Origin of the sequence: Nocardia acidivorans NBRC 108247 (genome assembly GCF_001625085.1) — a bacterium.
Lineage (GTDB): Bacteria > Actinomycetota > Actinomycetes > Mycobacteriales > Mycobacteriaceae > Nocardia > Nocardia acidivorans.
This window is the reverse complement of the sequence record NZ_BDAW01000032.1, coordinates 36,243-60,326: the sequence shown is the minus strand read 5'-3', so window position 1 is coordinate 60,326 and position 24,084 is coordinate 36,243. Positions and strand designations below refer to the sequence as shown.

Genomic DNA, 24,084 nt, shown 5'->3' with positions numbered 1-24,084 from the left:
CCATCCCCGTGAAAATCACCCACCACAGCCTGCGGTGCATCCCTACCGGACCCCTTCGGGCAGTCTATACCTGAGTTCCTTATGATTGCATGTAATGTGTCGACCGCATCGAGGAAAGGCCGCCGTCATGACGGATTCGCCTGGCTTGGCGGCCATTTCCGCCACCGCGTCGCTCACCGACAGCACCTACGAAGCGCTCAAGACCGCCATCTTCCGCAATCAACTCACCCCGGGAACGGCATTGAGCGTGCCCGAACTGGCCCGCCAACTCGAGGTGAGCCGCACCCCGGTGCGCGAAGCGGTACAACGGCTCATCTACGAAGGGCTGGCGGTACACGCACCACACCGCGGCGCGCAGGTCAGTCAGGTCGACCTGGACGACCTGCGGGAATTGTATGTGGTGCGGGAGATGTTGGAGGGCTTGGCCGCTCGCCTCGCCACCGAGCGTCTGGACGGCGCGGGGCTGATCGCGCTGCGGGAAACAGTCGCCGAGCATGAGCGCGCGCTGACCGCCGGTGCGGACCAGGGCACCCATATCGAATTGGATGTGCGGTTCCATCGGCTGGTGCGCGAGGTGGCCGGAAATCCGCATCTGAACGCGGCCCTGGAGCCGATCGCCGGACGCTCGCATATCGCCCTGCATTCGCTGTGGCGCAATGCCGACGCCCCCCGGCTGGCCCTGGACGAGCACGCGGAGGTCGTGGCCGCGATGGCGACCGGCGATCCGGAACTGGCCGAGGCCGCGGCCCGGCGGCATATCTCCAGGCTGCGAATCCGGCTCTCCCAGGCCAAGTTCCGCGATGAGACGACGCCGGACACACCACGCCGGCGCAAGCCCGTGCTGACCGGCGCGGACGTGGCCGCAACGGCCGGCGACCCGGCACCTGAGGGTGCCGGGTCGCCGGGATGAAGCGCTGACGGTCAGCCGAGCGCGGCCTCCTCCGCCCACGCCGACGGGGTGTACCCGCTGTAGTGGTCGGCATGGGTATTGGCGGCCGAGGCCTGCGGCACCTCACCGCGCAGATACGCCTCCGCCTCCGCCTGATCCTTCGGCGGCGGTGTCGGGGCCAGCCCGAGCAGTTTGGCCATATTGTTTCCGAGATACCCCTCGAGGTCGTCCTCGGACAGATTCAGGCCCTGCGGCGGCTCATGGCACAGCACCTCGAGTTCGCGCGCCCACATACCGGGCTCATTGGGCGGCGAATCGGTGCCGAAGACCATCTTGCTCTTCTTCATCTCCTTCGCGAATTCCACGATGCGTGATTGCAGCAGCCAGCCGGATTCGCCGATGACATTCTTCGAATCCTGGATCATCCAGAACGCTTCGAAGCAGTAGACGCCGCCGGTCTGAATCCCGAAGTGCCCCAGAATGAAATTCACATTGGGGAACTCGCGAATGATCGGATAGAACTGCGTGGGAATGGAGTACGGGCCGTCGCCGGTGTGAATCAGCACGGTCACGCCCAGCTCATCGCAGACCCGCAGGGCCGGGCGCAGCCAGTCCAGCGCCCGGTCCGGGCGGTAGGAATGCATGTTCGCGTGCAGTTTCATCATTTTGTAGCCGTGCTCGCGCACATGGAAGGCCAGCTCGGCGGCGCCGTTCTCCGGCCCGAATCGCGGGTTGTAGATGAAGTTCCCGATGAAGCGGTCCGGATACTCCTGCACCAGCCGGGTGATGTAGGCCTGGTAATCGCGAATGCCTTCGCGGCCACTGCGATTGCCTTCCCGCCAAGCCGTATTGCCCGGTGGCGGCATAATGCAGCTGACGTCGACACGGCGGGGCTTTCCGTTGATCCAGAACGGGCCGTCCATCATCTTCAGCACGCGTTCGCCGGTGAATGGTTCACCGGTGTGGCGCCACGCTTCGTCCACGAGATTGGTCGGATGTACGTGGGTATCGATGATCACAATGATTTCTCCTGATCAGGTCGGGATGAAGTTCCCCGGCCGCGAATCACACGCACCTTCGGGCCACCGCCTCCCACGGTGGTCGAGCCTGGCCCGACCGGCGGGCTCGATAGCACGAGTTGACCACAGTCATGGGGAGCGCGTCAACGGATTGCATGTAATCCGTGATCGCGAAGCTGCGACGTAACACCAGTTCAGTGCGCGACAACTCCTCGATGAGGTGTGATCTTGGTCAAAATTCGTCGTTGACAAATGACTTCGCGCCCGGTTTACATGTATGTGCCTCCGGTACAGCGAGACCGGATGGCATTGCCGGTGACCTCCCGACTTGGGTTAAACCGTTCGGCGCAAGCCAGGACTCCGCGTCCTGGTGGGAGTACTACTCCCAGGCCACGGATTGAGGCGGCCCGGCTCAGTACAGCCGCGCCGCCAGGGAAGGCACAGGCGGCTATGACCCCTTCATCCACCCCCCATTGCGACCTACTACTGACCGGCGGGACCGTGATCACGGTCGACGACGCCCGCACCATCCACGAACACGCCACGGTGGCGGTCCGCGGATCACGCATCGTCGCGGTCGGCCCCGATGCCGAATTCGCCCACTGGCGCACCGATTCCGTAATCGACTGTCGCGGCAAAGCGGTGCTGCCGGGCCTGGTCGACGGGCACAACCATCTGGCCCAAGCCCTGGCTCGCGGCCTCGGCGAGGGTATGTCCATCGTGCCGTGGCTGTGTGAGTTCATGTGGCCCTACTCGATCACCATGTCCTCGGGCGACGCGATAGCTGCCGCGCGGCTCGGCGTGGTGGAGGCACTGCGCGCGGGCGTGACGACGATTATCGAAAACCACTACGCGCCAAGCGATCTAACTACCACCATGGCGGTCGCAGAGGTGATGGAACAGGCCGGACTGCGCGGGGCGGTGGCGCGCGGCATGCTCGGCGATCGCACCGAGATCGCGGCCCGGCGCGGGCAGCCCGAGGGGTTGTTCCGCTACGACACCGCCAGCGAAGTGGCCATGACGCGCGAGGCCATGCAGCAGCGGCCACGCGGTTCGATGGTCGAAATCTGGCCCGCCGCACTCAATCTCGCCTATGTGGACCAGCGGGTGGTGCGCGCGTGCGTCGACCTGGCCACCGAATTCGACACGCACTGGCACACCCACTGCTGTGAGAGCAGCGGTGATCCCGCCAGCTACCTCGACGTCTACGGGGTGCGGCCGGTGCAGTGGCTGGCCAAGGCCGGACTGCTGGACGAGCGCGCGACGCTCGCACACGCCATCTGGCTCGACGCCGAGGAGATCGAGCAGGTCGCGATGGCGGGTGCGAAGATCGCCCACAATCCTTCCTCCAACGCCTATCTCGCCTCCGGCACCCTGCGACTGCGCGATCTGCGCGCACTCGGTGCCACCGTCGCCCTGGGCAGTGACGGCCCCAGCTGCGGACATCGCCAAGACCTGTTCGAGGCCATGAAACTCACGGTCTACGCGCAACGGCTCGCCACCGGGGACCCCACCGCCTGCCGCGCCGAGGAAGCACTCGAACTGGCCACCCGCGAGGGCGCGAAATACGCCGGAATCGACGCCGGTGTGCTCGCCCCCGGCAAGCTCGCCGACATCATCGTCGTCGACCTCGATCGACCGCATATCCAGCCGGTCCACAATCCGGTGAGTTCGCTGGTCTACTCCGCGCGCGGTGCGGATGTGGAGGTCACCATCGTCGGCGGCCGCATCGTCTACCAGCACGGCCGCTGCCTGCTCATCGATGAGGACGCGGCCATCGACGAGGCCCGGGAGCGGGCGCGGCAACTCGTCGCGCGGGCCGGCATGCAAGCGCTGCGTCAGCCGCTATCGCGCTGAGTGCTTGCGGCCCAGCCTTTTTCGACGCCCGTCCCCCGCGTCGCACCGCTCGTCCAGGAGTTACCCATGAATACCCGTTTCACCCTCAGACGCCACCGGTCCACCGCACCGCGCCATCCCGTCGACACCGTCCCGCCGATCCGGCACCTGATCCCGCTCGCCCTGCAGCACGTCATCGTCGCCTACTCCGGCATGGTCACCGTGCCACTGGTCATCGGCGCGGGCCTGGGTCTGTCGCCCGCCCAGGTCACCACCCTGGTGACCGCGAACGTACTGGTCAGCGGCGTCGCGACCCTCCTGCAAACGCTCGGGATCTTCAATATCGGTGTGCGGCTGCCCATTGTGATGGGCTCCACCTTCACCGGCATCACCCCGGCCATCATCGTCGGCACCAACGCCGGACTGCCCGCGGTCTTCGGGGCGACCATCGTGGTGGGCGTGCTCACCTGGATCGTCGCGCCGTGGTTCGCCAAACTGGCCCGCTACTTTCCGCCCATCGTGACCGGTACGACCATCGCGATCATCGGATTCTCCCTGCTGCCGTCGACCTCGCGACTGATCGCGGGGCCGATGACGGCCGCGGATCACGGTGCGCCCAAACGACTTCTGCTCGCCCTCGGCACCGTCGTACTCGTCGTGGTGATCGAACGACTCGCGCGCCCGGCCATCGGCCGCTTCGCCATTCTCATCGCGCTCGGAGTGGGCACCCTGGCGGCGTGGCCGATGGGTCTGACCGATTTCTCGGCCACCACCGCCGCGCCGATTTTCGGTCTGGCACATCCCTTTTCCTTCGGTGCGCCGGTCTTCGTGGTGGCCGCCATCCTGCCCATGCTGGTGGTGCAGGTGGTCAATATGGTCGAGTCCACCGGCGATACCTTCGCCACCGGGGAGATCGTGGGACGAGAGCTCGGACCGCGGGATATCGCCCGGGCGCTACGCGCCGACGGGCTCGGCACGGCGCTGGCCGGGGTGTTCAGCTCATTCACCTTCGTCACCTTCGGCGGGAACGTCGGATTGGTCAGCATCACCCGGGTGATGAGCCGCTATGTCGTCGCCGGCGCGGGGGTGATCCTGGTGATCATCGGATTGATGCCCAAGCTCGGTGCGGTCGTGGCCTCGCTGCCGGGACCGGTGCTCGGCGGTATCGGGATAGTCATGTTCGGCACGCTCGGCGCGATCGGTGTGAAGTTCATGCTCGCAGCGGATTTCAGCCGGCCGCGCAATCATCTGATCGTCGCCATCGCCTTCGGTTTCGGCCTCATGCCGGTGGGTGCGCCCGAGTTCTACAGCAACCTGCCGGTGCCCATGCAGACCGTGCTGTCGAGTGGAATCGCGGCCGGGGGTATCGCGGCGTTCCTGCTGAATCTTCTGCTCAACGGGGTCGGTGGGGAAGACTCGCAGCACGCCGAACATCCGGTGCACGAGGACACCGCAACGGATCCGCGTGCGGGCACCGCCACCGATGCGCACGACGCCACAGCGGCGGATGCACCCGCGGTCGACCCTCGGCCCGTGGTGGACGGATCCGTTCCGGCCCAACCGCGTCCGGCGATCTGAGCACGTCATGGCACTGGAACAGCCCGAACGCGAGATAGCGGAAACCGGCGATATCGATGCGGTAGATCAGCGACCGCCGTTCTGGCACATGGTATTACTCGGCCTGCAACACACCCTGGTGATGTACGCGGGTGCGGTCGTGGTCCCCATTGTGGTCGGCGCCGCGCTCGGTCTGACCGGCGCGCAGATCGCGGACCTGATCAGCATCGATCTGATCCTCGCCGGGGTGGGCACCCTCATCCAGGCGGCCGGGGTGTGGAAGTTCGGTATTCGCATGCCGCTGGTGGTGGGAGCCGCCTCCAGCGGGATTGTGCCGATGGTCCTGGTCGGCCAAAGTCGCGGACTGCCAACGGTTTACGGTTCGCTGTTGGTCGCGGGCCTGATCTGGGTGCTGGCCGCGCCGTATTTCAGCCTGCTGCTGCGACTGTTTCCCGCGGTGGTGACCGGCACGGTGATCACCCTGATCGGACTGACCCTCATTCCGGTCGGCGTCCGGCTGATCGCCGGTTCCGATCCGAGCTCGCGCGACTACGGGCGGCTCGGCCATATCGGGCTCGCGGCCGGCACCGTGGCGTTGATGGTGGTGTTCCGGCGGCTGTTCCGCGGGCTGCTCGGACAGTTGTCGATCCTGCTGGCGCTGGTGATCGGCGCGATCATCGGCTGGTCGGTCGGGATCGGTTCGCTGTCCCACGTCGCGCACGGACCGGTCATCGGCATCATCGGCCCGATGCATTTCGGTGCGCTGCGCTTCGATATTCCGTCGATCCTGCTGTTTCTGGTGATCGTCTTCGTCCTGATGGTCGAGGGTTCGGGGCAGGGGCTGGCGGTCGGCGAGGTGGTCGGCAAACCGGTCGGGCCCGAGGACATCGCGCGGCTGCTGCGCGTGGACGGGCTGATGACGCTGTGCAGCGGATTCTGTAATGGGTTCCTGTACACCACATTCGGTCAGAACATCGGGCTCATCGCACTGACCAAGGTGCGCAGCCGCTATCCGGTTGTCGTCGTGGGCGTGCTGTTGATCCTATTCGGGGTGTTCCAGCCGATCGGGCGGCTGGCCTCGGCCATTCCGGAGCCGGTGATCGGCGCGGCCGCCATCGTGACCTTCGGCGCGCTGACCGTCTCCGGTATCCAGATTCTGGCGCGGGTGGATTTCGACCGATCCGCCAATCTGACCATCGTCATGCTGTCGCTGGGGGTCGGACTGGTGCCCGCGTTCGCGCCGAACTTCTACAGGCAGCTACCCGACTACGCCGAAATGTTCTGCAAGAGCGGCGTTGCGACGGGAACCATCCTCGCGATCGGGCTCAACGCGCTGTTCCATTCCTCCGAGAGAGATCGTCATGTCTGCTGAATATCGCGATACCGGGCTCGCGCCCGAGCGACCGCGGCTCATCGTGGGGGTCACCGGCGCGAGCGCACCGCAACTGGCCATCCATCTGCTGACCGCCTTGCGCCGATTGCGGGTCGTGGAAACACATCTGGTGCTGTCGCGGGCGGCCCATCGCACCCTGGAACTGGAAACCGGGCTGCGGCCCGAGGAGTTCTGCGCGCTCGCCGATGTGACGCATCAGCGCGGCGATATCGCCGCGTCCATCGCCTCCGGGTCATTTCTCACCATGGGGATGGTGGTGGTGCCGTGTTCGATGAAGACGCTGGCCGGTATCGCGCACGGCTATTCCGATGACCTGCTGAGCCGAGCCGCCGATGTCTGTCTCAAGGAGCGCCGCCGCCTGGTGCTGGTGACCCGCGAAACCCCTTTGAGCCTGGTGCATTTGCGCAATATGACGGCCGTGACCGAGGCGGGTGCGATCGTGCTGCCGCCGGTTCCCGCGTTCTATCAGCGGCCCGATTCGATCGAGGCGTTGCTCGCGCACCTGAGCGGGAAGATCCTCGACCAGTTCGGCATCGAGCACGACCTGTTTCCCCGCTGGCAGGGTCCGATACCCGCCGACCGACTGACCGGAGCCGCCCGATGACCTACGAAAACCTTGCCCCGCACCAGGATTCACACGCCTTCGTGGAGCGATACCGGATCGAGCATCCCGAGGACGTGCTGGTCCTCGACGATGTGGTCGCCGCCGATCAAGGCGTCACGGGATTGATCTACGAACTCGCCGCGCGCGGTCGCGAGGAAATGCTGTTGTGCCGCAAGGTGAATGGTGTCGACGTGCCGGTGGTGAGCAATATGTTCGCCTCCCGCACGCGGATCGCGCGCATGTTGGGAACGCGTCCGGAGCAGTTGCACGAGACCTTCGCCGCGCGGGCCGCCGCACCGGTGCCACCGCGGTACGTCGATTCCGGGCCGATCCTCGAGGATGTCCGCTCGGGCGCGGAAGTGGACCTGGGTTCACTACCGATGTTGCGCCACTTCGCTTCCGACCGCGCGCCGTACATCACCAGCGGCATCATCGTCGCCACCGATCCGGACACCGGCGTGGGAAATATGAGCTACCACCGGGCCATGGTGCATTCGCCGACCGAGTTGGCCACCAGCCTGCATTCACGGGGCGATCTCTGGCGCATGCTGGCACGCTATGCCGAACGCGGTGAGCCGATGCCGGTGGCCATGGTGATCGGCGGCCATCCGCTGTTCATGCTCGCCGCGTCCGCGCGGGTGGGGTACGACGTCGATGAGCGGGCGGTCGCGGGCGGACTGTTCGGCGAACCTCTCGAGGTGGTGGCGACCCCCGCATACGGGATCGGCGTTCCGGCGTGGTCGGACTTCGTCCTGGAGGGCGTGATCGATCCCGCCGCGCACGCCCAGGAGGGGCCGTTCGGCGAGTTCTCCGGGTACTCGTCCAATCGCTCCACCAATAATGTGCTGCGGGTCGAGACCATCCTGCGGCGACGGCAGCCGATGCTGTTCGACGTCGAGGGCGGCAATACCGCCGAACACCTGAATCTCGCTCGCGTGCCGCGGGAATCGGAGATGGCGGAGAAACTCAAGGCGCGTTTTCCGGATGTGACCGCGGTGCACTATCCGACCTCGGGCACGCACTTCCACTGCTATGTGGCGGTGCGCCAGTCCCGTCCGGGTCAGGCCCGGCAGATCATGCTCGGACTGCTGGGCTGGGATCCGTACCTCAAGACCGTCATCGCGGTGGACAGCGATATCGATCTCACCGATGACGCGGCGGTGCTGTGGGCGCTGGCCACGCATTTCCAGCCGCACCGCGACATTCTCACCGTGGACGGGCTGCCCGGATCACCCCTGGATCCGTCCTCCACCAGCGACGGAACCACTTCGCGCATGGGCTTGGACGCCACCCGCGGACCCGAATTCGAGGGTAGGCGCATCGAAATATCCGATGACGCGATGTCCCGTGCGCGCACCCTCCTCACCACCCTCTCGACAGGAGCGAATCATGGCTGAGCACAACAAGATCCCGGTGACCGTTCTGACCGGATTCCTCGGATCCGGTAAGACGACGCTGGTCAATCACATTCTGACCGCCAATCACGGGCATCGGATCGCGGTGATAGAGAACGAGTTCGGCGAAATCCCGATCGACAACGATCTGGTGCTGAACGCGGACGAGAAGATCATCGAAATGAGCAACGGCTGCTGCCTGTGCTGCACGGCCCGCACCGATCTGATCGAGATCCTGCGGTCGCTGCTGGCCCGCAGTGATCGCTTCGATCGCATTCTCATCGAGACCAGCGGGCTCGCCGATCCCAATCCGGTGGCGCAGACCTTCTTCGTGGACGAGGAGATCGCCGCGCATTTCACCTTGGACGCCATCGTCACGCTGGTGGACGCCAAGCACATTCGCGGTCACCTCGCCGAAACCGGCCATGACGGGCTGGGTTCCGTGGTGGCCGATCAGATCGCCTTCGCCGACCGCATCGTGATCAACAAGGTGGATCTGGTCGACGCGGCGGAGCTGGACGCGGTCCAGCGGCAGGTGCGCGCGATCAATGCGACCGCCGACGTCATTGCCTCCCGGTACGCGGAAATCGATCTGGGCGATGTGCTCGGCATCGCGGCGTTCGACCTGTCGCGGCCCATGGCGGGCGATCCGCACTGGCTGGAAGATGATGGGCACCAGCATGATCCGACCCTCACCTCGGTCGGCATCGAATTGGACGGGGCCGTGGACCAGCGAGCGCTCGAGGAGTGGCTGACCGCGCACCTGAGTGAGCACGGTGCGGAGGTCTATCGGATGAAGGGATTGTTCGCGGTAGCAAACGATGAGCGCCGTTTCGTCCTGCAGGGTGTGCACGAGGTGTTCGAGATCCGCCCGTCGACGCCGTGGAACCAGCCGGACCGCACCGGCAAGGTGGTGTTCATCGGCCGCGACCTGGACCGGGCCGAACTCACGCGCGGGTTGCGGTCCTGTCTGGCGGATCGGGCGCTGACACCCGCCACGGGCGGCAGCGCGCGGTAATACTCCGGCGCGTGCGTGTGGCCTCGGCCGAAAGGGCGCGGGGCCACACCGCGTTCGACTCCCGGTGACTTCGGATACCCGGGGGCGGCGGCCGCCGACTGCCCGTCACCGGTAAGGTTACGGCCCGATCGCGCGATAACCCACCGGTTGCCGCGGGTGCGCGAAGGGCAATGGCGTGGAGAGGTCGATGGGTCGGGCGAACGCGCTACACCTGATCCTGTTGGACGGGGTACAGGCGCGGCTGAACGGGCGGATGCGGCCGTTGGGGCCGCCGCAGCGGCGCGGGGTGCTCGCGGTGCTGGCCATGCGGCGGCGGCAATGGGTTTCGGCGGCGGCGCTGTCGGCCGCTCTGTACGACGATGAACCGCCCGCCAGCGGCAATGCCGTGATTCAGACCCATATTTCGGCACTGCGCCGGATTCTGGAGCCGGATCGGCCGCCGCGGACGCCGTCGAGCGTGCTGCTGTCCGGGCACGGCGGTTACCAGTTGCGCATCGAGGACGATCAGGTCGATATCGGTGTGCTGGACCGGTTGGCGGGCGCCGCGACGCGGGCGCGCCGGGCGCACGATGCCGAGCGCGCCGCGGGGCTGTACGCCGAGGCGCTGGCCCTGTGCGCGGGCGAGCCATTGGCGGGAATTCCGGGACCGTGGGCACAGCAGCAGCGGAGCGCGCTGGCGGAGCGGCGGCTCGCGATCGTGGAGGACAGCCTCGAGCTGACCGTGCTGCGGGGTCGCGCCGACGAGGCGATCGATGCCCTGCGCTCGCTGGCGCACGAGCACCCGTTGCGAGAGCGGTTGCGCGCCACGCTGATGCGCGCCCTCGCCGACCTGGGGCGGAGGTCCGAGGCATTGGCCGTCTATCGCGACACCAGGCGGATGCTGGTGGATGAGCTCGGCGTCGAACCCGGTGCGGAGCTGCGCGCGCTACAGGAGCGGATTCTCGCGGGCCGGGAAACGGACTCGACCCCGCCGCAGGCCATGGAAACCGTTGCACCGCAATCTCCCGAGCCCGCTGCCTCTCCCGAGCCCGCCGCCTCTCCCGAGCCCGCCGCCTCCGAAAGCGATTCCCGCCGAACACGACTCGTGGATCGCGAGCACGAGCTCGCGGCCATCGACGAGTTGGTGCGCCGCGCCGCCGACGGTGCGGGCGGGCTGGCGGTGGTCACCGGCCGCCCGGGGTACGGAAAGACCGTGCTGCTCGATGAGATCGCACGGCGCTATCCGAACGCACTGCGGATCGAACTCACCTCCGGCCACGGAGATCTGGCGACCGAGCTGCTGACCCGTCTCGACGGCGCGGCAGCAACGGACAGCGCGGCAGCAACGGACAGCGCGACAACGGCAGACAGCGCGACAGCAGCAGACAGCGCGACAGCAGCAGACAGCGCACTACCGGTGAGCGGCTCGGTACCAGTCGAGTTGCCGATAGCGGCACACAGGTCGGCGGCGGCTGACGCGACCGGGGAGATGGTGGTCCTGGGGCTGCGCACCGCACTGATGCGGCGGCGGGTGGGGCCGCCGACGTTGATGCTGGTCGATGGGGCGGGCCGGATGGATGAGCGCTCGGTGCGGGTGCTGGCCGCCGTCGCACCCGGGCTGCGGACCGCCCGCGCGCTCATTGTGGTGGCCCTGGACGGCAGCTTCTGGGAGCAGCGGGTGGTGGATCTGCACGGCCGCGTGGATCCGCTCGCGGTGCGGGTGCTGCGGTTACAACGGCTGAGCCCGGCCGCGGTCGCGGAACTGTACGAGCGGCGCACCGGCTCGGTCTGCCCGCCGGAGCTGGCCGCGCAGATCGAGCGTGCCGCCGCCGAGATACCCCTGCTCGTGGACGCGGTCATCGCGGATATGGCCGAGCGCGCCGACCACACCCGGGTACCGGACCATCTGCTCGACGGTCGCTACACGCGCGCGATCAGTCTTCTGCTGCAAGGGTTTTCGGCTCGCGGTTCGCGCATGATGCGGGCCCTGGCCGCGCTCGGAGAATTCGATCCGAGTGTCGAGACCCTGGCGGCGGCCTGCGGCCAACCCCCCGGCGAGGTGCGGCAGCGGTGCGAATTGCTCACGGATGCGGGCGTTCTGGCCGTCGCGGACCCACCTCGGATGCGACATCCTTTGATCGCGAACACCATTCAGTGGCTCGGCGGCAGGGAAGAGTCCGCGGCGTTCCGCACGGCCGCCGCCGAACATGCGCGCAGCACCGGCCATCCGGCCCGCTATGTCGCCCGCTACCTGCGGGATCTGTGTGGCTCCGACTACGCCGGCTGGACCGTGGTGCTCATCGACGCGGCCGAGGAATGCCTGCGCGAGCGCGTTCTCGCCGAGGCGATGCGCTGGCTCGAACTGGCCCTGCACCTCTGCACACCCGAACAGCGGGACGACCTGCTGGTGCGGCTCGGGCAGTTGGAGCTGTGGACCAATCCCGCCGCGGCACGGGCACATCTGGACGAGGCCCTGCGCGGTCAGCGTGAGCGCGCCGCCGCGCCCACCGCCGCCGTCCCGCTGGCCTGGACCATGGCCATGCGTCACGAGGCGACCACGGCCATGCGACTACTCGATGCCGTTATCGCCGATACCGCACCGCGAGATCCCGCGTCGGCGCGGGAGATTCGCGCGTCACTGTGGATGATCGCCGGACTGTCCGCCCCCACCTGGCGCGGCATGGTCGCCGGACTGCGCGCCCTGCCGGAACCCGATCCGATCTCCGCGGCAACCCTCACCTGGGCCGATGCCTTCGGCGTCCGCATCGAGGCCCGCACCGCGGTCCAGCGCCTGGCACCCGAGCATGCCGAGGAGCTGCTGCCCAGCAACCTCATCGGAATGCAGGCGCACCTGCGGATGTGGCAGGGCGATCTGCCCGGCGCGCTGCATCTCACCGCCCAGCGCGCCGATCAGCACTTCGGGGCCATCGACACCTACCGCGCCATCCTGCGCTCGGAGGTCATGTTGCGCGCGGGCTCCTACCGCGAGGTGCTGACCGAACTGGGTCCGATACTCGGCGATATCGACGACCGGTTCGTCGTTCCACCGGCGACCCTCGCCGCCCAGTACGCCCACGCCCTGATCGGCCTGGGCCGACTCGAAGAAGCCGAACACTGGCTGGACCGCCGTACCGCCAATGCCAATCCCGCCACCTGGGAATGGACCGTGGCCATCCATATTCGCGGCCTGCTGTGCGCGGCCCGCGGCGAATCCCGTGCGGCCGCAGGCCATTTCCTGGAGTGCGGTCGCCGGGTCGGCGCGGTGGGCATCGCCAATCCGGCGCATATCCCCTGGCGCAGTTCCGCGGCGCTGGAGCTGATCCGCCTCGGCGACCGCGAGCGCGCCCGCGAACTCGCCGACGACGAACTGGTCCTGGCCGAGCGCTGGAATACTCCGGTGACCATCGGAAGGGCGCTGCGCGCACAGGCTTTGGCGGCGCGGGGCGGTCCCTCCCCCGAACTGCTGGACCGGGCCGTGGGCGTATTGCGCACCCAGGACAGCCCGGTCGAGCTGATTCCCGCGCTGATCGATCTGGCCCGTCTGCTTCCTGCTGACGATAAGCGCGCGCGGGCACTGCTTCAGGAGGCTCGAGTGCTCGCCGAGCGGATCGGCGCGGCGCTCGAGCTCGCCGAGATCGACGTCGCGTTGCGCACTCTCGTCATAGATGGCGTGGAAACCCTACTCCCGTAATGGTGTTCGGTCGGCGTCAGTGCACCGAGCCCGCCGCCTGCTCGATAACACCCACCACCGCAACGGGATTGGAGACGGCGATGGCATGACTACCGGGCCGCTCGGTAACCGTGGCATGGGCGCGCGCGGCCATCTCCCGCTGTCCGGCGGGCGGAATCATCCGGTCGTCGGCCGCGACGAGGTACCAGGACGGCAGGGTCTTCCACGCGGGCTCACCGCCCTTCTCGGTGAAGGCCGCGACCGAGATCGGGCGCTGTCCGGCGGCGAATACGGCGGCCCGGGTGGCGGGAAGATCCTGCGCGAAGTACTCCCGGAACTTGTCGTCCGCGATCCGCAGTTCGGGCACCGACTCTCCCGGGATCTGGTGCGGAACAGTGATTTTGGTGGCGGGTCCGCCGTAGCGACCGTCGAGTTCACCCAGGGATTCGCCCCTGTCCGGGGCGAAGGCGGTCACGTAGACCAGCCCCGCGGCCTTACCGGAACCGGCGGCGGCATTGGTGATGACCGCACCGCCGTAGGAGTGGCCGACGAGCAGGGTCTTCCCGGGCATCCCGTCGAGAATTCCGCGAATATAGGCGCTGTCGTAGTCGAGTCCGCGCAGCGGGACAGCTGCGGTGGTGACCCGGAAGCCCTTGGCCTGCAACTGTTCCGCCACACCGGCCCAGCTGGAGCCGTCGGCGAACGCGCCGTGCACCAGCAGGATGCCCGGCTTGTTGGGATCGGGCGCGGGAACGGTGGCGGGGGCCTGAGCCGCGGGCTTGTCGTCACCGGTCGAGGAGCAGGCCGCGGCGGCCAGGGACAGGGTCAGCGCGCCCATCAGGAGCATGGTGCGGCCGGATCGGCGGGGGCCGGAGGTCTTGCGCAAGAGTGATGCCTTCCAAATCGTTCGAGGGGTCTTCCCTCATCGGCGCTCATACGAGCACCGGCGAAAGAATGGCCCCGACGACTCAAAGGCCGCTGAACGATTTCGAAACGCACCAGATGCGGATGCGGTCCACCGGCATGTTGTCCGATAGCTCGCAGTCCCGGGCGAATTCGCGGCGGCCCGCGAGGGCGGGCCGTTCGGGGAGCTGGAGGGCGTCCGCCCAATCCAGGGTGAGGAGTTCGGCGGTGAGGGGGTCTTCCTCGGCGGGGGTGCCGACCACCTCGGTGAGGATGCCGATGCCGAATTCGTCGGCCGGTTCCTCACCGAGGGTCCACCGCAGTGGCGGAAGATTCCGCCAGACGCCGATATCGGCGATTCTGGCGGAGACCCGCTCGATCCGGGTTTGGTCGCGCGGGTCGGCTTCCATCAGCCCAGGCGTGCCTCGATGGCCTTGATGATGGCCGGGCGCAGATCGGCGGCGCGAATGATGGCGTCCACCGAACCGACCTCGACAGCGCGCTGGATATTGTGCACGCGGTCGAACTCCGCCGCGACCTCACCGAGCTTCTCCGCGCGGACCGACGAACGGATCTCGTCGACCTCTGCGGTGAGCGCGGCCCGGTCGGCGCCGGGGGCGCCGGCGGCCCGCTCCTGCAATCCCCGCACGCGCGGGTCGGCGGCGGTACGGGCATTGACCTCACCCGCGAAGACCACCGCGGCGGCCGGAGCGCCACCGAGCACCGAGGCAACCGAGCCCTCCAGGGCGAGCACGGTCATATTCGGATTCAGCGCCTTGGAGAACACCACGAACGCACCCCCGTGGTACCGCGAGATGACGCAGAACACAATGGGGCCCTGGAAGTTCACGATGGCGCGGCCGATCTCGGCGCCGTATTCGAGCTGGAGCTTGCGCATCGACTCCGGTGAACCGTCGAACCCGGACAGGTTCGCCAGCACCACCAGCGGACGATTTCCGCTGGCCGCGTTGATGGCCCGTGCCGCCTTCTTCGACGACTGCGGGAAAAGCGTTCCCGCGGTGTAGGTGTCGGGTCCGTCGGTGGCCGGGAAGCCACGACGCGGCACACTCTGGGACTCGATGCCCAACAGGCACACCGGGATTCCGCCGAGGTGCGCGTCGTGCACCACGGCGGTCTCGGCATCGGCCATACCCGCCCAGCGCTCCAGCACCGGATGGTCCTGATCCGAGAGCGCCTTCATGACCGAGCGAATATCGAAGGGCTTCTTACGATCCGGATTCGCGGCGACGGAGAAGATCTCGCCGACGGTCTTGAAATCGCTGTTCGCAGAGGTGTGCGGGAAGTCCGACACATCGCGATCGATGGGATCGCTGGTCTGCGAGCGACGCGGGGTCTGCTCACCGGGCGCGATATAGGTGTGGTCGTAATGCGCCATGAGCACACCGCGCGCGGCGGTCAGGTTCGGAGCCCAGTACTGCGCCTGGCCGTTCGGGCCCATGACGCGGTCGTAGCCGCCGATGCCGAAGTTGTCCTCGGCCGAGACGCCACCGGAGAAATCGAGCGCCTGCTTACCGGTGAGCACCATGGCCGAATCCGGGGTCATGACCAGAATGCCCTTGGTGTGCATGAGCATGGTCGCCTCGGCGTTCCAGTACGGCTGCGCACCGACATTGATGCCCGCGACGACGATATTGATCTCGCCGCCGTCCTGGGTGAACTCGACGATCCGCTTGAGTGCGGCCGCCACCCAGTCCATATTCTCGGTGCCCGACTCCATGGAGATGCGCGCACCCGAGGAGAGCGCGTACCACTCCAACGGCACCCGCATCTGCTCGGCCAGATCCAGTGCCGCGATCACCCGGCGGCACTCCGGCTCCGACAGCGCGCCAAGGGATTTCGTCGGATCGCCGAGCAGCACCACGCGCTTGACGCCCTCGGGGTACTGGGTGGTCGGCGTGCTCACCACACCGGCGACGATGGCCGCGCTGTTGCGGCCCTTGGCCCGGTCGACCGGAACCAGCGCGTGCGCGGCGTCGAGATCGTATTCGGTGAAATCACCGAGCTGCTCGGTCAATTCGTACGGGTACACGGTATTGCGGCTGGCCGCGCGCAGCACCTTCTGCCGGTACGCGTCCAGCGGTTCGACCGGCTCGTCGGAGCGCTCGACGAAGCTGACCTCGGTACCGCCGGCGGCATCGAACGCGATCCGCACCGCGATCTTGACCAGCTCACCGGTGGCCGCGTCACGCTGGCGCGCGATGAGCAGGATCTCCTCCAAACCCGTTCCGGCGGTTGCCGGTTGCACACGCGCCGCGATGATGGTCTCCAGCTCGGCCCGGGTCAGCTCGACCGGCGGCCAGATGTACATGACGATGCGGTTGGTGTGCAGGCGCTTGGCCGAGGGCCGCTGCGCCTGCGCGCGGCGGATCGAGTCCAGGCAGGTGGCGATGGTGATCTCGGCGGTCGGCAGCGAGAGCAGTCGACCGTCGTGATCACGCAGTGCCGCGAGGTCGCGGACCTGGGCGAAGGCGATGAGCCGCTCGTCGGTCGGGTTCTCCTTGGCCACGCAGCGGAACAGGTACACCTCTTCGTCGTCCGAGGACGGCAGTCGGGTGAGGTCGAACTTGTGCAGCCGCTTCATCTGCATGCGCTGCGCGATGTACGGGTGCAGGCCGCGGATCAACCGCTCCTCGACCATGCCGGTGGCCGAGGGCCGGAAGGTGAAGTGGTGGTGCATGACCGCGCCACCGCTGCCCGCCACCGTGCAGGTGATGCGGTGCACGTGATTGGGCAGCGGCTGGGCGTTGAGCACCTCCTGCAGCGCCGCGGCCATGGCGTCGAAGTCCTCGGGCTGCTTCTCCCAGCCGAGGTAGATGTCCACCTCGAGCGAGGCGGCGCCATTGGCGACCGCGCCGAGACCGCGCAGCACGGTGGGCAGGGTGTCGAAGCTCGCCGCGGCCGAGACCAGGGTCAGGCCCCGGCGCTCGGCGACGACGAAGGCGCAGCCCTGCGCCTCCTGCGTGCGGACGTCGACCAGACCCTTGTTGCCGTAGTACCGGCGGGTCAGGACCTCCAGAACCGCTGTGTTGTCGGCGTTTCCGCGCACCAGGCGCTGACCCAGCAGCCGCACCAGCGGTTCGGTGCTGCGCACCATATCGGAGATGCGCTCGGCACGATCCGCCGCATCCGGGTGCAGATCCAAGTGCCGCAGGTTCTTTCGCACATTGGTGTACACCCGGGCGCGGTTTCGGCGCAGCAGCGGCTGGGCGTACCAGGCGTAGACCACACCGCGGGCCAGGTCCGCGATCACCGGGAAGCGCACCTGCGTCGCGGCGACCAGGCGCTCCAGCGCCAGACCGACCGGCTCGCGAAGTGCCCTGTCCGGCACGGGTTCCCGCAGCCATTCCCGCAGGAGCGTGGTGATGATGGTGACGGTGTCCGAGGGTCGCTGCTGCGCCAGGAAGATGCGGAAGACCGCGGCCTCGAGGTCGGGCGTGCGATCGAGTTCGGTGACGCCGTAGTGCCCGAGCGCCTTGGAGAGCTTGGCCTGATAGGTCTCCGGCAGTCCGGCGCGCTCCACATCGAAGCTCTGCAGATAGGTGTGGAAGTACTCGCGGGCGCTGTGGACGTGGCTCTGCTCGCCCTCCTCGTCCCAGGAGCGGTTGTGGCTGAGCTCGGCGAGATCGGCGAAGACATCCACCAGCGCGAGCTCTTCGGCGAGCGGGCGACGGTAATCCGCCACGGCCGCGCGGCGCAGGACGAGGTAGTCGTCCACCACCCGCTTCTCATCGAGCGGATCGACGTCGAAGCCGAGCAGCAGGCCGCGCAGATCCTGCAGGCGACGGCCGATGCGCTCGTGCGGGCGTACCGCGGCGGTCTCCACGGGCAGGTCCAGCACGGCCGCGCCGGCGGCCGAATCACCCTCGGCCGCATCGTCATCGGAGGCGAGCGGCTCCAGGCGCAGCAGCGGCGCACCGGTCTCGACCTGGGTGCCGACCGAGACCGCGCACTCCTTCAGGCGGGCGCGGAACGGGGCGCGCAGCACCGTCTCCATCTTCATGGACTCGAGGACGAGCACGGGCGCGCCCGCCTCGACCTCATCGCCTACCTGGAGCGGGGTGGCGACCACCAGCGCGGGGGCGGGCGAGCGCACCACGCCGCCCTCGTCCCGGCTGATCCGGTGCGTCACACCGTCGACGTCGACCAGGTGCACCGGACCGTGCGTGCCGGTGGTCAGGCGGTACCGGGTGTCATTGACCACGATCTGCCCGGTGTGCTGATCGAAACGCTCCAAATCCACATCGGCGGTGCGGATTTCGCCGCCCGCCTCGATGCCGACCCGGAAGCGATGCGCGCCGATGCGCGCCACCCGCACCCGGTAGCCGACGCCGCGCAGCTTCAGATCGCGCGGGCGACCGCTCTCGTGCTGCACCTGCGGACGACCGCCCGAGGCGGTGGAGATCAGGCGCTGGCGCTCGACCCCCTCCTCCTCTTCGTAGGCGTCGATGGCGGCCGCGGCCAGGGCGATGCTGGAGTGCGCGTGCGAGACCAGCCGGCCCTCACCGCGCACGCGGTCGATCCAGCCGGTATCGGCGCTGGCATCGATGACCTCGGGCTGAATCAGCAGATCCAGCACGAAGCTCTTGTTGGTCGCACCGCCCTCGATGACCACGCGGGTCTGCGCCACCGCGCGGCGCAGCCGGGCCAGCGCCTCATTGCGGTCGCGACCGTAGGCGATGATCTTGGCGATCATGGAGTCGAAATCGGCGGGGATGGTGTCGCCCTCGCTGACACCGGTATCCACGCGGATACCCGGTCCGGCCGGAAGGTCAAGGCGGGCAATGCGACCCGGGGCGGGCGCGAAATCGCGATCGGGATCCTCGGCATTGAGCCGGGCCTCGATGGCGTGCCCGCGCTCGGCGGGCGGCTCACCCTCGAGCCGGCCGCCGGAGGCCACGTGCAGCTGTGCGCGCACCAGGTCGAAGCCGGTGGTGGATTCGGTGATCGGATGTTCCACCTGCAGGCGGGTATTCACCTCGAGGAAGGCGAAGAGCTGATCACCCGGGTGGTACAGGAATTCGACGGTGGCCGCACCGCGGTAGTCCACCGCGATGGCCAGCCGCTCGGCGGAAGCCTTGAGTTCGGCGGTCTGCTCGGGGCTCAGCACCGGTGAGGCCGATTCCTCGATGACCTTCTGATTGCGGCGCTGCACCGAGCAGTCGCGCACACCCAGTGCCCACGCGGTGCCCTGACCGTCCGCGATCACCTGTACTTCGACGTGGCGCGCACCGGTGACCAGGCGCTCCAGGAAGACCACACCGCTGCCGAAGGCACGCGCGGCCTCCTGGCTGGTGCGTTCATAGGCATCGACGAGGTCGGCCTCGTTGGTGACCACGCGGATACCGCGCCCGCCGCCACCCGCGGTGGCCTTGAGCATGAGCGGATAGCCGATCTCGGCCGCGGCGATGGTGGCCGCCTCCAGCGTCTCCACCGCGCCCCGGCTCCACGGCGCGACCGGCACGCCGACCTCCTCGGCGATCAGCTTGGCACCGATCTTGTCACCGAGTTTGCGCATGGCGTCCGGGCTGGGCCCGATGAAGGTGACCCCGATCTGCTCGCAGAGTTCGGCGAAGGCCGGATCCTCGGCGACGAAACCCCAACCGACCCAGGCGGCGTCGGCCTTGGTCTCGATCAGGGCCTTCTCGAGCAGCTTGAGATCGAGGTAGGGGCGCGCGGCGGCGGGGCCGAGGTCGTAGGTGACATCGGCCTCGCGCACGAATGTCGAATTGCGGTCGACATCGGTGTGCAGGGCGATGGTTTCAATCGGCAGCGCGGTCTCCGCGGCCAGGTCTCGTACGGCATGGATGAGGCGCATGGCGGCCTCTCCGCGGTTCACGATGGCGATGCGGCTGAACAACTCGCCGACTCCTTTCCAAGGCATTGGCCCGGTCGGGCGAGGGAATGGACTCCCGGTTTTCGCTCAGTGTGCGCTCTCGCGCGGCAGGGAGCCACAGCGCGCGGGGGTTACCGGCCCGTAGTTCCAAAGAATTTCATGAAGAGATACCTCTGAGACAGAGCCATTCTGGGTGTCATGCGCGACGGACGGGCACGGACTCCGGATAGGGACGCGGCGTACGGCGACCTGTTCGCCCTGCTCTTCGGCTCCATGGGACGGCTGCACCGACAGGTCGGCCGGCTCGACGGACGCTCCTTCGACGAGTCCGCGCTCTCCGGCGCGCGGACCGAATTCCAACACCCCGCCCACCGGGCCGGTGCCGTATCTGGACTTCTGGCCATCACCATGCCGCTGTTCTTCGCCTCCAACGCGCTGTATCCGACCGATCATGCCGGGCTGGTTGCAGACGGTCAGCCATGTCAATCCGCTCAGCTACGAGGCGGACGCGCTACGCGGACTGTTGATCGGCACGCCCGCGAATCTGTGGCTGGATTTCGCCGTACTGACCGGTGCGGCGGTGCTGAGCGTCGCCCCACCGCCACCGTCACCGCCCGTTGGGCAGCCTGGTGCGCTGAGTCCCGCTGCGGCTCAGCGGATTCCGCGCATGGACAGCAGCAGCCGGTTCTCCCGGGCGTATTGCCCGGGGGTCTGGCCCCGCCAGGTGCGGAAGGCGGTGCCGAACGCCGACACACTCGCGTACCCGAGGCGATCGGCGACGCTCTCCACGGTCAGGCCGGTGCTCAGCAGTTCCTCGGCGAGCAATCCGATGGTCTCGGAGCTGAGTTCGCGAAAGGTGGTGCCCTCCGCGGCGAGCCGGCGCCGCAGCGTGCGCACGCTGATATTCAGATCCGCGGCGATATCGGCTTGTTCGGCCAGCCCGTGCCGGCGGATCAACAACTCGCGCACCCGTTCACTGACGCCGAAGCGATTGCGCCGCCGCTGCACCACCTCGGCGCACTGCTCCTCGTACATCCGCATACTGGCCGGATTCGCCTGCGGCAGCGGCATTTCCAAGGCGGAGGCCGGAACGGTGAGCGCCGAGCGCTCGGCATCGAAGATCAGCTCGGAGACCCCGAGCAGGGTCGAGACCGCCTCGTACATCGGATGCACGGGCAGTTCGAGTTCGAGCCGGATGGCTGGCAGCCGCATGGGCAGCAGGTCCTGCTGCACAATGCCGATGGCGACCATATCGCGCTCCAGGGTGAATCGCCGCAAATCGGGCGGCACCGCACTGTCGTCCCGCAGGATCAGCACATTCGGACCCTGTGTCTCCGCTCGAATCTCCCCCGCCGCGAACGACAGGTCCAAATACCGCACCCCGATCTCGAGAGCCTGCCGCAAGGTGGACGAGGTACTCAGCGCGAATCCCCAAATACCCAGACTGGTCGGATGGCACAGCATGCCCGCCAGCAAACCCAGTCCGGGCTCGTCCACACACCCCGCGAGCAGATTCCGCATGATCGCGAACTCCTGCTCGGCGGCGATCATCGCCTCGGCATCACCCAGGTCCTCCGGGGCGATCCTGGTCCCCGCCAGCGCATCCTCGACCGCGACCCCGCGTTGCGCACCGAATTCGACCAGCAGACCGGCATTGTGAATGGCGCGAAGACGCCCAGGCGCTTCAGACATCTCGCCATCTTCGCAAACATCCGGCCTCCGGTTACCCGAAACGGGTGGGTCACCAATCGAATCGGGCGCGGTGCCCGGTCGCTCGGTCAGGCCCCGACGCGCACCGGGAGCTTGGGGTGACGGTGTTCGGGGGCTTGGACGGTGAGTTCGGCAGGCTCCGCACCGGGTCCGTCGCGGCCGATGATATCGGCGAAGGCGCGATCCACGGCGTCACCGCGAATGGCCTGCTCACAGCGCCGAGCCAGATCCTTGCGATCCGTGCCCGGCTGCTCCAGGGGTTGCAGGACCAGTTCGGCCACTACGCCTTTGGAGCGCAGTACCCGGCGGAAGGAGTCGGCCATGGTGTCCACGCCGACGAAGCCGGGCACGGTGCACACCTCGCCGTGACGATCCAGATAGCGCAGCCGGATCGGCTGCACCGGGGTGCCGGTGTCGATGGCGGCCTGGAACAGGGCGGGCCGCAGGCGGCCGTGCGCGCGACCGCACCAGGTGGTGCCCTCGGGGAACAGGCCGATGCGCTCACCGGCGGTGAGGCGTTCGGCAATGCGGTGCACGACACCCGGGAGTTCGCGCAGCCGTTCGCGTTCGATGGGGATGACCCGGACGCGGCGGGCGATATCGCCGAGCACCGGCCAATCGACCATATCGGCGCGGGCCACGAAGGCCGTCGGCCGTACCGCCGAGAGCGCGATGATATCGGTCCAACCGATATGACCGGCCACCACCAGCAAACCCTCGCGATCCGCAGGGGCACCGCCGTTGTCGATGACGCGGACCTGAATTCCGCAGCAGGACAGCAGGGCTCGGGCATACCGGGTCTGCACCCTGGCGCGGTAACGGCGCGGTGTGACCAGATACGCGATCGGGAAGGAGACCGCCACCGCGCCGATGCCCGCGATGCGGGCGGCGAAGCGGAGGCGACCGGCCTCAGGCTCGGTGTCGACGCATTCGGGCCCGCACGGGCTCGACGGCATCCAGGCGTGGGCGGAGGCGGGGGCCGGAGGACATTCCAGCGCCCCGGAACCGGGGGAAAGGAAGGCGGGCATCATGATTCATCACCGCTCGAGAGTGGCCACCGCGCCCTGCAGGCGCTCCAGGTAGCGAGTGTTGATGGTCTCCAGGCCCAACAGGGCGACGAAATCGGCGACGGCGAACTCCGGATCGTGCGCGGGTTCACCGCAGATCTCCGCGCCCAGGCGCAGATATCCGCTCAGCAGCGGCGGCAGCTTCGGGCGGGCCGGGGGCTCCAGCTCGTCCAGGGTGCGACCCTCGACGACGACCGGGTTGTACGGGCGCACATGCCGATCCGCTTGCAGCGCATGCTTTTTCATGAGCAGATCGCGTACGCCGCGCACATTCACACCCGGCGCGTCCTGCGGAGTCTGCCGCATGGGCACCGAGACGCAGCCCATGATCCAGTCGTAGCCGGTGAGCTGGATGTAGTGCAGGATGCCCGCCCACATGAGCGTGAGGACCGAACCGTTGCGATGATCGGGCACCACGCAGGCGCGGCCCATCTCGACGATTCGATTGCCGGTGGGATCCAGTGCGGCCAAATCGAATTCGGTCGCGGTGTAGTAGCCGCCGGCGGCGGTCACCTTGTCCGGCGGCAGCATGCGGTAGCAGCCGACGAACTGTTCGGTGAGTTCATCACGGACCAGCAGATGGTCGCAGTGCTCGTCGAAACGATCGGCGTCCAGGCCGGTGCCATTGTCGGGAATGGTGAAACCCGGTTCGGCGGCGAAGACCTGATACCGCAGCCGCTGAGCCGCTTCCCGATGCTCGGCATCGGAGGCGACGACCAGGGAGTACTGGGAGCGGCCCGTGGTGCGCGGCGGCTCCGGAGTTGTGCATGACTCGCGTGGGAGCAGGCTGGAAGTCGACGCTGCCTTGGTGGTCATAGGGTTGATCAAACGAGTCCCAGAATGCGCCGGGGCGACCGCCGGATGGCCTCTCGATGCCAGTCCGGTGAACGCGACGCAGACCACACCCGGCGTTCATCCGAACGCTTCCGAAAGTTCCCTACCAGGACAAACGCTCGTATCCCGGCGGGGTACAACCCCCGTCCGAGCCCTCGCGAGGCATGGTTCGCGAAGCTGGAGAACGGAACTCTACGCCTGCGCCGCGCGACTGTCGGCGCCGGGGTTCACGGTCGGCGAAGAGCAGCGCGGTATCACCGAATTCATGCCAGAGGTAACCGGAGTCGAGCGCGACGCGGTAAGCCTGCCGCACGACCTCCGGTCCGGCGACCGCCTCCAGAAGCATCGACGGTGTGC

General features: G+C 67.8%; 15 protein-coding genes and 2 pseudogenes. 9 read left to right on the top strand and 8 right to left on the bottom strand.

Annotation, left to right across the window (positions count from 1 at the left end; all coding sequences use genetic code 11):
* The first annotated feature begins 127 nt into the window (after window positions 1–127).
* On the top strand, window positions 128–910 hold the full coding sequence (locus NA10_RS18665; RefSeq protein WP_169812604.1) for a GntR family transcriptional regulator: 783 nt from the start codon (window positions 128–130) through the stop codon (window positions 908–910).
* Window positions 911–921: 11 nt separating this feature from the next.
* Here the strand turns inward: NA10_RS18665 and NA10_RS18660 are convergent, their stop codons facing one another.
* Window positions 922–1,908, bottom strand: coding sequence for an amidohydrolase family protein (locus tag NA10_RS18660; RefSeq protein ID WP_067569689.1), 987 nt, complete (start codon window positions 1,906–1,908; stop codon window positions 922–924).
* 450 nt (window positions 1,909–2,358) lie between these two features.
* Between NA10_RS18660 and NA10_RS18655 the strand changes: the two genes are divergently transcribed.
* The 7 genes from NA10_RS18655 to NA10_RS18625 all read left to right on the top strand — a co-directional run bounded on the left by NA10_RS18655 (window position 2,359) and on the right by NA10_RS18625 (window position 13,380).
* Window positions 2,359–3,765: an amidohydrolase family protein gene (locus tag NA10_RS18655; protein WP_067569686.1), complete on the top strand. Its 1,407-nt coding sequence runs from the start codon at window positions 2,359–2,361 to the stop codon at window positions 3,763–3,765.
* A 66-nt stretch (window positions 3,766–3,831) separates the two neighbouring features.
* The gene (locus NA10_RS18650; protein ID WP_157556603.1) at window positions 3,832–5,322 is read left to right on the top strand and encodes a nucleobase:cation symporter-2 family protein; all 1,491 of its coding nucleotides are present in this window, start codon (window positions 3,832–3,834) and stop codon (window positions 5,320–5,322) included.
* A 7-nt stretch (window positions 5,323–5,329) separates the two neighbouring features.
* Entirely contained in the window at window positions 5,330–6,673 is a 1,344-nt protein-coding gene (locus NA10_RS18645; protein ID WP_169812603.1) for a nucleobase:cation symporter-2 family protein, read from the top strand.
* Window positions 6,663–7,298, top strand: coding sequence for a UbiX family flavin prenyltransferase (locus NA10_RS18640; protein ID WP_067569684.1), 636 nt, complete (start codon window positions 6,663–6,665; stop codon window positions 7,296–7,298). Before NA10_RS18645 ends, NA10_RS18640 begins: the two co-directional genes overlap by 11 nt.
* Complete coding sequence (locus NA10_RS18635; RefSeq protein ID WP_067569682.1) at window positions 7,295–8,695, top strand: UbiD family decarboxylase; 1,401 nt, start codon at window positions 7,295–7,297, stop codon at window positions 8,693–8,695. The genes NA10_RS18640 and NA10_RS18635 overlap by 4 nt, the downstream gene beginning before the upstream one ends.
* Window positions 8,688–9,710: a CobW family GTP-binding protein gene (locus NA10_RS18630; protein ID WP_067569680.1), complete on the top strand. Its 1,023-nt coding sequence runs from the start codon at window positions 8,688–8,690 to the stop codon at window positions 9,708–9,710. The genes NA10_RS18635 and NA10_RS18630 overlap by 8 nt, the downstream gene beginning before the upstream one ends.
* 187 nt (window positions 9,711–9,897) lie before the next feature.
* Window positions 9,898–13,380: an ATP-binding protein gene (locus NA10_RS18625; RefSeq protein WP_067569677.1), complete on the top strand. Its 3,483-nt coding sequence runs from the start codon at window positions 9,898–9,900 to the stop codon at window positions 13,378–13,380.
* Window positions 13,381–13,396: 16 nt separating this feature from the next.
* Here the strand turns inward: NA10_RS18625 and NA10_RS18620 are convergent, their stop codons facing one another.
* The 3 genes from NA10_RS18620 to NA10_RS18610 form a co-directional block, all read right to left on the bottom strand.
* Window positions 13,397–14,245, bottom strand: a complete 849-nt coding sequence (locus tag NA10_RS18620; protein WP_218021546.1) for an alpha/beta fold hydrolase — start codon at window positions 14,243–14,245, stop codon at window positions 13,397–13,399.
* 82 nt (window positions 14,246–14,327) lie between these two features.
* The gene (locus tag NA10_RS18615; RefSeq protein ID WP_067569674.1) at window positions 14,328–14,672 is read right to left on the bottom strand and encodes a hypothetical protein; all 345 of its coding nucleotides are present in this window, start codon (window positions 14,670–14,672) and stop codon (window positions 14,328–14,330) included.
* A complete protein-coding gene (locus NA10_RS18610) occupies window positions 14,672–20,140 on the bottom strand; it encodes an ATP-binding protein (protein WP_067569671.1) in 5,469 nt (1,822 codons plus the stop codon). The genes NA10_RS18615 and NA10_RS18610 overlap by 1 nt, the downstream gene beginning before the upstream one ends.
* 375 nt (window positions 20,141–20,515) lie before the next feature.
* On the opposite strand from NA10_RS18610, the pseudogene NA10_RS38720 reads away from it, so the two are divergent.
* Window positions 20,516–20,711 (top strand): annotated as a pseudogene (locus NA10_RS38720) (ABC transporter permease); the annotation flags it as partial.
* A gap of 56 nt (window positions 20,712–20,767) precedes the next feature.
* On the opposite strand, the gene NA10_RS18605 reads toward NA10_RS38720, so the two are convergent.
* The 4 genes and pseudogenes from NA10_RS18605 to NA10_RS39335 all read right to left on the bottom strand — a co-directional run.
* Complete coding sequence (locus NA10_RS18605; RefSeq protein ID WP_067569668.1) at window positions 20,768–21,808, bottom strand: AraC family transcriptional regulator; 1,041 nt, start codon at window positions 21,806–21,808, stop codon at window positions 20,768–20,770.
* An 86-nt stretch (window positions 21,809–21,894) separates the two neighbouring features.
* A complete protein-coding gene (locus NA10_RS18600) occupies window positions 21,895–22,854 on the bottom strand; it encodes a lysophospholipid acyltransferase family protein (protein ID WP_373862391.1) in 960 nt (319 codons plus the stop codon).
* Between the two features lie 9 nt (window positions 22,855–22,863).
* On the bottom strand, window positions 22,864–23,709 hold the full coding sequence (locus NA10_RS18595) for a GNAT family N-acetyltransferase (protein WP_067569663.1): 846 nt from the start codon (window positions 23,707–23,709) through the stop codon (window positions 22,864–22,866).
* A gap of 259 nt (window positions 23,710–23,968) precedes the next feature.
* A pseudogene (locus tag NA10_RS39335) lies at window positions 23,969–24,073 on the bottom strand (S-adenosylmethionine:tRNA ribosyltransferase-isomerase); the annotation flags it as partial.
* Between the last annotated feature and the right edge of the window lie 11 nt (window positions 24,074–24,084).

Bases quoted from the DNA above. Each gene is read 5' to 3' on its own strand.
- NA10_RS18665 (WP_169812604.1), top strand. From the start codon at position 128: ATGACGGATTCGCCTGGCTTGGCGGCCATTTCCGCCACCGCGTCGCTC.
- NA10_RS18655 (WP_067569686.1), top strand. From the start codon at position 2,359: ATGACCCCTTCATCCACCCCCCATTGCGACCTACTACTGACCGGCGGG.
- NA10_RS18650 (WP_157556603.1), top strand. From the start codon at position 3,832: ATGAATACCCGTTTCACCCTCAGACGCCACCGGTCCACCGCACCGCGC.
- NA10_RS18645 (WP_169812603.1), top strand. From the start codon at position 5,330: ATGGCACTGGAACAGCCCGAACGCGAGATAGCGGAAACCGGCGATATC.
- NA10_RS18640 (WP_067569684.1), top strand. From the start codon at position 6,663: ATGTCTGCTGAATATCGCGATACCGGGCTCGCGCCCGAGCGACCGCGG.
- NA10_RS18635 (WP_067569682.1), top strand. From the start codon at position 7,295: ATGACCTACGAAAACCTTGCCCCGCACCAGGATTCACACGCCTTCGTG.
- NA10_RS18630 (WP_067569680.1), top strand. From the start codon at position 8,688: ATGGCTGAGCACAACAAGATCCCGGTGACCGTTCTGACCGGATTCCTC.
- NA10_RS18625 (WP_067569677.1), top strand. From the start codon at position 9,898: ATGGGTCGGGCGAACGCGCTACACCTGATCCTGTTGGACGGGGTACAG.
- NA10_RS18615 (WP_067569674.1), bottom strand. From the start codon at position 14,672: ATGGAAGCCGACCCGCGCGACCAAACCCGGATCGAGCGGGTCTCCGCC.
- NA10_RS18605 (WP_067569668.1), bottom strand. From the start codon at position 21,808: ATGTCTGAAGCGCCTGGGCGTCTTCGCGCCATTCACAATGCCGGTCTG.
- NA10_RS18600 (WP_373862391.1), bottom strand. From the start codon at position 22,854: ATGCCCGCCTTCCTTTCCCCCGGTTCCGGGGCGCTGGAATGTCCTCCG.
- NA10_RS18595 (WP_067569663.1), bottom strand. From the start codon at position 23,709: ATGACCACCAAGGCAGCGTCGACTTCCAGCCTGCTCCCACGCGAGTCA.